This is a genomic window from Paraburkholderia sp. 2C, assembly GCF_054589215.1.
The window spans coordinates 207,458-213,463 of the sequence record NZ_BAAILL010000031.1; the positions used below are offsets into that span (position 1 = coordinate 207,458).

The 6,006-nt window shown below is 61.5% G+C and carries 5 protein-coding genes; 1 reads left to right on the plus strand and 4 read right to left on the minus strand.

Annotation, left to right across the window (positions count from 1 at the left end):
* From ACYPXD_RS08200 to ACYPXD_RS08210, 3 genes are all read right to left on the minus strand, one after another.
* On the minus strand, positions 1-1,194 hold a 1,194-nt coding region (locus ACYPXD_RS08200), incomplete at its 3' end, for an O-antigen ligase family protein (protein WP_459709572.1).
* Between the two features lie 85 nt (positions 1,195-1,279).
* A complete protein-coding gene (locus tag ACYPXD_RS08205; protein WP_459709536.1) occupies positions 1,280-2,182 on the minus strand; it encodes a glycosyltransferase family 2 protein in 903 nt (300 codons plus the stop codon).
* Positions 2,183-2,245: 63 nt separating this feature from the next.
* Entirely contained in the window at positions 2,246-3,028 is a 783-nt protein-coding gene (locus tag ACYPXD_RS08210; RefSeq protein WP_459709538.1) for a glycosyltransferase family 2 protein, read from the minus strand.
* A 202-nt stretch (positions 3,029-3,230) separates the two neighbouring features.
* On the opposite strand from ACYPXD_RS08210, the gene waaC reads away from it, so the two are divergent.
* Positions 3,231-4,256, plus strand: coding sequence for a lipopolysaccharide heptosyltransferase I (gene waaC / locus ACYPXD_RS08215; protein ID WP_459709540.1), 1,026 nt, complete (start codon positions 3,231-3,233; stop codon positions 4,254-4,256).
* 17 nt (positions 4,257-4,273) lie between these two features.
* Here waaC and ACYPXD_RS08220 read toward each other — a convergent pair whose 3' ends face one another.
* Positions 4,274-5,908, minus strand: coding sequence for a methyl-accepting chemotaxis protein (locus ACYPXD_RS08220; RefSeq protein ID WP_459709543.1), 1,635 nt, complete (start codon positions 5,906-5,908; stop codon positions 4,274-4,276).
* Between the last annotated feature and the right edge of the window lie 98 nt (positions 5,909-6,006).

The following is a 6,006-nucleotide window of genomic DNA, read 5'->3' on the forward strand; positions in this document are numbered from 1 at the left end:
CCGTTCATCTTTTGTCACAGCGCTGCTGCTGTAGCCACAGCCAAGCAAAATGCCTGCGAGCAGAACAAGCATGTGCCCTTCGGTAAAGTCGAGCAACATCGAGTTAGCGAGACAGCCGATTGCGAATGCCGCGAGCCATGCAAGCAGCAGATGCCGCGAGCGCCGGTCAAGTGCGGCCGCGTCGCGGGCGATTTGCACCAGCAGATTGACGAACAGCGCGACGCCGAGGCCGCCCAGTTGTACCCCCAACAACAGATATTCGTTATGAGGGTTATGCGTCGGCAGGCCTTCCGCACCGGTCTTGCCCGCAGTCAGTTTCGCGAACTCCGTACCAAGGCCAGCTGTGCCGTATCCGAAAACGGGCCGCTGTTTGATCAGTTCCAGGCTCTTGCGATACCACTCGAGACGCAGGCCAGACGATGTCGCGGCATCCGTCTGGCGGTATTCACGCACTTCCGAGACCACCTGCAACAGCCGTCCGCTCGGCACCGAACAAGCCACGACCAGCGTCAACCCGGCAACCGCGACAAGAGCCGCACCGCAAAGGACCGGATGCAGGCGTAATTGACTGCGATTAACGAACGACAAGCGCACCGCCACGACAAGCAAGAAGAGCAGTGCAACGATCTGCGCGGTACGCCCCTGGAGCATCACGAGTACGTTGACGAATGCCAGAGCGGCAATCGCTGCCAGAAAGAGACGCCAACGGGGGCTGCGCGCCGCGAATGCGAAGTCGGCAGCCTGGTAGAACAGAAGCGCGCTCAGCATGCCGCCGGAAATGCGGTTCTTGAACACCCATGCTCGCGTATCGGGCTCCAGCGGATTATGCGCGGGACCGAGAGCGGTCAGGCCGATGTAGTTGGTGGTCGACAGCACGGCCACGACCGCGAGCGTCGCAAACAGGCTGCGGCACACTATGGCCTGCCAATTCGCGTCCGCGTCTTCGAAAGCGATAACGGCAAACGGCAGAATCAGCAGCTTCACATACTTGCCGAGCCAGGACCAGGCTTCCTGATGCGGCGCTACCGTGTAAGCGACCCCCACAAGAAGCGCGCCGAACAACAGCAGCGCTGACAGCGCCGAGCGGTGGCGCAGCACCGACGGCAAATTGCGCCAGAATTCCGGCGCGCTGAGCAGCACCAGCACAAAGAGCGCACATGCTATGTTTGTCACCGCTGTCGATATAGGCACCATGCAAAGTGCGACGACTGCGCAGCAACGCGCAATCGTGAGCCGATGCGACGGATTTTTTTTGACGTCCTGCAGCGATACTTGCAATTCATTGCTCCAATAAAGACGGTGTGTCGATCACATCTGCCCGCTGGCTCGGTTCAAGGGCGCGCTCCTCCGGTTCACGGAGCCCGCGTTCGGCGCGTGTGGTGCCCTGCGCAAGCCGGGCGATCACACGCGCCTGGTTTTGCCTTTCCCTGTCTCGCGCTTCGTGTGGGTGCCACAGATGGAGAACCTCGGTCGCGCAGAATCCGTTCTTTCGCGTGACGCCGGCATTGTGCAGGCGAACCACGAGATCCGCATCTTCGTGTCCCCAGCCCGTGAAGGTTTCGTCGAAGCCGTTTATCGCTTCGATATCCGAACGCCACGCGGCCAGATTGCACGTCTTGATGCCGCGCCAGACGAAACCCTTTACGTGCCGTTGGGAAATATCGGGCACGCGCGCAAGCAACGGCAGCAGCTTGTTGATCTGCCCTGCCGCGCGCTGGCGCAACCAGAACCATGCCGATAGCTGGAAAACAGGCAAGTGTCGGGCAAGCGCCGTTTCAGTGAGCCTCTGACCCAGCAAAACACGGCTGCCGGTGACGACCGTACGCGGCGCCGCGAGCGCCCGGTGCCGCGCGACGAAATCGCGTTGCGGCACACAATCGCCGTCGAGAAAGATCAGGTACTGGCCACGCGCGCCCGCGATGCCCTTGTTACGGCTGGCCGCGGCGCGAAAGCCTTCGTCCGGTTGCCAGACATGCGTGACGGGCACGGGGGCCCGTCGTGTCATTCGCTCAATCATTTCGCGCGTGGACGAGCCGGAACCGTCGTCGGCGATCACGATCTCGAAGTGGCGATCAGTCTGCGCAAAGCATGCGTCAAGCACCAGTTGCAGCGCATCAGGACGGTTGTAGGTCGTGATGATGAGCGAAACCAGGCCCGTGTTCCCTTTTTTTATGCCTCTCATTTTTTCACTTCTTTATTATGCCAATTGGTTATAGTTCGACTGGCAATTAACCCGCCAATTTTTTTACTTCTTTTTGAAGCCCCCCGCCATCATTAGCTTCAGGTAGCGATAATAGCTGCCTTCCGCGTTCGATATTGCGATTATAAGACCCGCCCGCCCGTCGAGAAACCCTCGTTTAAGCAGGTAACTACGCACGAAGGTCCAAAAGCCATGTCCCAGCGCGCTTGCCAACCCGCCTTGCGCGCCTGCTTTAAACCGTTGGCGTGCGCCGGCGCTCGAATAAGCGTTGAGTTTATGCAACACGGTTTCAAAGTCGTCGTAGGAGTAATGCAGTAACTTGCCCGTGAGATTGGCCGCTGGCGATTCGAATACGAGCCGCTCATGCACGAGGTCGTCGGAAAAGCGCGCCGCGCCGCGTTTAAAAAGTCGCGGCACCCAATCCGGATACCAGCCGCTATGCCGCATCCAGTGGCCGCAAAAATTCGATAACCGATCGAGCGCGTAGACGTCCGCGCGGGGCGCCTCAATGGCGGTGCGAATCGAAGCGGCCAGTTCAGGCGTCACGACTTCGTCTGTGTCGATGGAGAGTATCCAGTCGGTCGACAGCGCGGCCAATGCCCGGTTCTTTTGCGGACCGAAGCCCGGCCATTCGCGCTCGACAATCACGCGCGCGCCGTGCGCCGCGGCGATAGCCGCTGTGCCGTCCGTGCTGCCGCCGTCGATCACGACGATTTCGTCGGCGAACGCGACGGCTTCAAGGCATTGCTTAAGCCGCGCCGCGCTATTGAGCGCGATAAGCGCAACGCCGAGGCTTGGCCGGGGCGAAGGACGCAACGGGTCTGGCATTGCTCGGCTCACGGGGGCGAAAGGAAAGTGAGTATACCGTTACCCTTCCGAAAGATGGGTCGTCAGGTTCCACCGCTGCTAAAATGCCGCACTTGCCTAGCCCGCCCCTTGCCTATTTCGACGCTTTTGATTGCGGCGTATCTGATTACGGCGCTTTTGATTGGGGGATACCGGGCATCAAAACATAATCTGCGGGCCATCCATGAAGCGAATCCTTGTCATCAAAGTCACGTCGCTGGGCGATGTCATTCAGGCGCAACCCGTCGTTGCCGACTTGAAGCGCGCTTTTCCCGGCGTAGTCGTCGACTGGGCATGCGATGAAGTATTCGCGGATGTCGCGCACTGGAATGAAGGCGTCGACCGCGTGCTATGCGCGCCGCTGCGCCGCTTTAAAAAGGCGCGACGCTGGGCGGATTTCAAGGCGATCTTTGCGTCGATATCCGAATTGCGCGCGCACCGCTACGACGCGGTCATGGACATTCACGGCGTTTATAAAAGCGCCATCATTGCGTTTCTCACGCGTTCGGCGCGGCGCTACGGTTATCACTCGAAGAATCTCGGGGAACAGGGCGCCGCGTTTGCCTATACGCACCGCTTCGTGCCGCGGCAGGACGTCAATGCATGGCAAGGCATGCGCGACACGGTAGCCGATGCGCTTGGCTATCGCGCCGACAATCCCGCGATCTACAACCTGCGGATTCCGCGGCCGGCTCAGCCCATCGTCGATACAGGCGGGGTTCCGCTTGCAGTGCTGTTTCATGCGACGTCCAAGGACGACAAGAAGTGGCCGACCGACCGCTGGGTCGCGGTGGCGAAGGAACTCGTCGAGCGCGGCTTTCATGTGGTTCTGCCTTGGGGCTCGCCAAGCGAACGCGAGGAAGCGCTGACAATCATCGAGCAGGCACCGCAGACGCACCTGCTGCCGCAATTGAGCGTGACCGCTATCGCTCAGTTGGTCGACTCGGCGGCGCTCGTCGTCGGTGTCGATACCGGCTTCGCCCACCTCGCGCATGCACTCGGCAAACGCACGGTCATGATCTTCACCGTGACGTCGTCGATTCACTCGGGTAATCAGGCGCCTTACCGCTCCACGTCAATCGGTGGGGATGGCGTGGTGCCGACGGTTGCGGAGGTCGTCGAGGCAATCGACTATGTGCACAGTAGCCCGCCGGACGATGGCCGCGAAGCCGGCAGCGAGGTACGCGTCGAGTCTGCGGTTCGCGGCTAACCCGGCGCGCACGCCGCTCATACGGCCACTGCAGCGACGGGCATCGGCGAATGCGCCGCCGCGGCGCGCGCCCGCGCGTCGTGAAGTCCAAACTCGCCGCCGCCACCGCTGAGCCTGAACACCGCGACCGCTTGCTTCAAAGCATCCGTCTGCTCCTCCAGCGATTTCGCTGCGGCAGCAGCCTCTTCGACGAGCGCCGCATTGTTCTGCGTGACCTGATCGATCTGCGCGATCTCGTGATTGACCTGTTCGATGCGCTCGCTCTGTGCACCGGCAGCCGCTTCCAGCTCGCCCATGATGCCGGTCATGCGTTCGACCGCGAGGCGCGCATCCGACATCGTGCCGCCTGCCTCGCCGACCAGCGAAGCACCGAGTTCGACCTGCGTCGCCGACTCGCCCAGCAAATCCTTGATCTCCTTCGCCGCGGTCGCCGAGCGTTGCGCGAGACTGCGAACCTCGGCGGCAACCACTGAGAATCCGCGCCCTTCTTCACCCGCGCGCGCCGCTTCAACCGCTGCGTTCAACGCGAGAATGTTCGTCTGGAACGCGATTCCTTCGATTACCCCTGTGATCTCGGTGACCTTGCGCGACGAGCTCGTAATGCCACTCATCGTATCGATCACGCGATTCACGACATCCGCGCCCCGGCTCACAGTCTGCAGTGCGCCCTGCGCAAGACGGTTCGCTTCCTTGGCGTTTTCCGCGTTCTGGCGAACCGTTGAGGACATCTGCTCGATACTCGCAGCCGTGCGTTCGAGCGCCGCGGCCTGCTGCCCCGTACGATTCGACAGATCGAGATTGCCGGCCGCGATTTCCGTAACGCTGTGCGCAATCGCATTGCTGCCGCCGCGCACTTCGGAAACCGTACTGGCAAGGCCATCGCGCATCTGCGCAAGCGCCGCGAGCAGCTGGCCCATTTCGTTGCGCGAATGACTTTGCACGCCAACCGTCAGATCGCCGGCCGCGATGCTGCGGAAATGCGCGATGGTCCGCTCGATCGGCCGCACGAACGCGATCGACATCGCGATACGCGCGAGCACGCCGGTCACGATCGCGGCCAGCCCGACGCCGCCGAAGGCAAACGCCAACATCTGGAATTGCCGCGCGGCCGCTTCCGCGTCACGGCGCTGGTTGTCGGCCTGGAATCGCTGCAGTGCATCGATTGCCTTGGCATACGGCGCGTAATAGCGGTCCGCGGTTTCGCCTTGAATCGTGCGGAACGTATTGAAGTCGTTATCGACCAGCGCCTTGTATTCCGGCTCGAGCGCCTCCGCAACCAGCGCGGCACGCGCTTTCGCGGCGGTCTGTGCGAGCGCGCGTTCTTCGTCGCTGCCGAACGTGCCTTCCGCATACGCCCGGAAATCGTTGTTCGAGTCCACGAGCAGCTTGTGGGCCGCATCGAGCATTGCTTCGGTGGCCTTGCCGACGCTAAACAGCGTTTCGTAGCTGCCAAGCGCGAGCCGCACCTGGAGCAGCTTTTCCGAACTCGCGTTCAACGACGCGAGCGATGCCGAGCCGCGCTGCGCGTCTCGCAGACCGTCGTTGGTCGCCTTGAGCGAACCGTAACCGACACCGATCACGGCCAGCAGCAGCGCGACGAACAGGACGATAATGAAAGTCAGTCCCCCGCGGATGGTGATGTGTTTAAGCATGTAGTCTTATATGGACACCTCCCGGCTTGCCAGGGGATATTGACGTGTGTAAGACAGAAGTAGGCTGCAGACTTATATCCGACCTGTAATGCGGACGC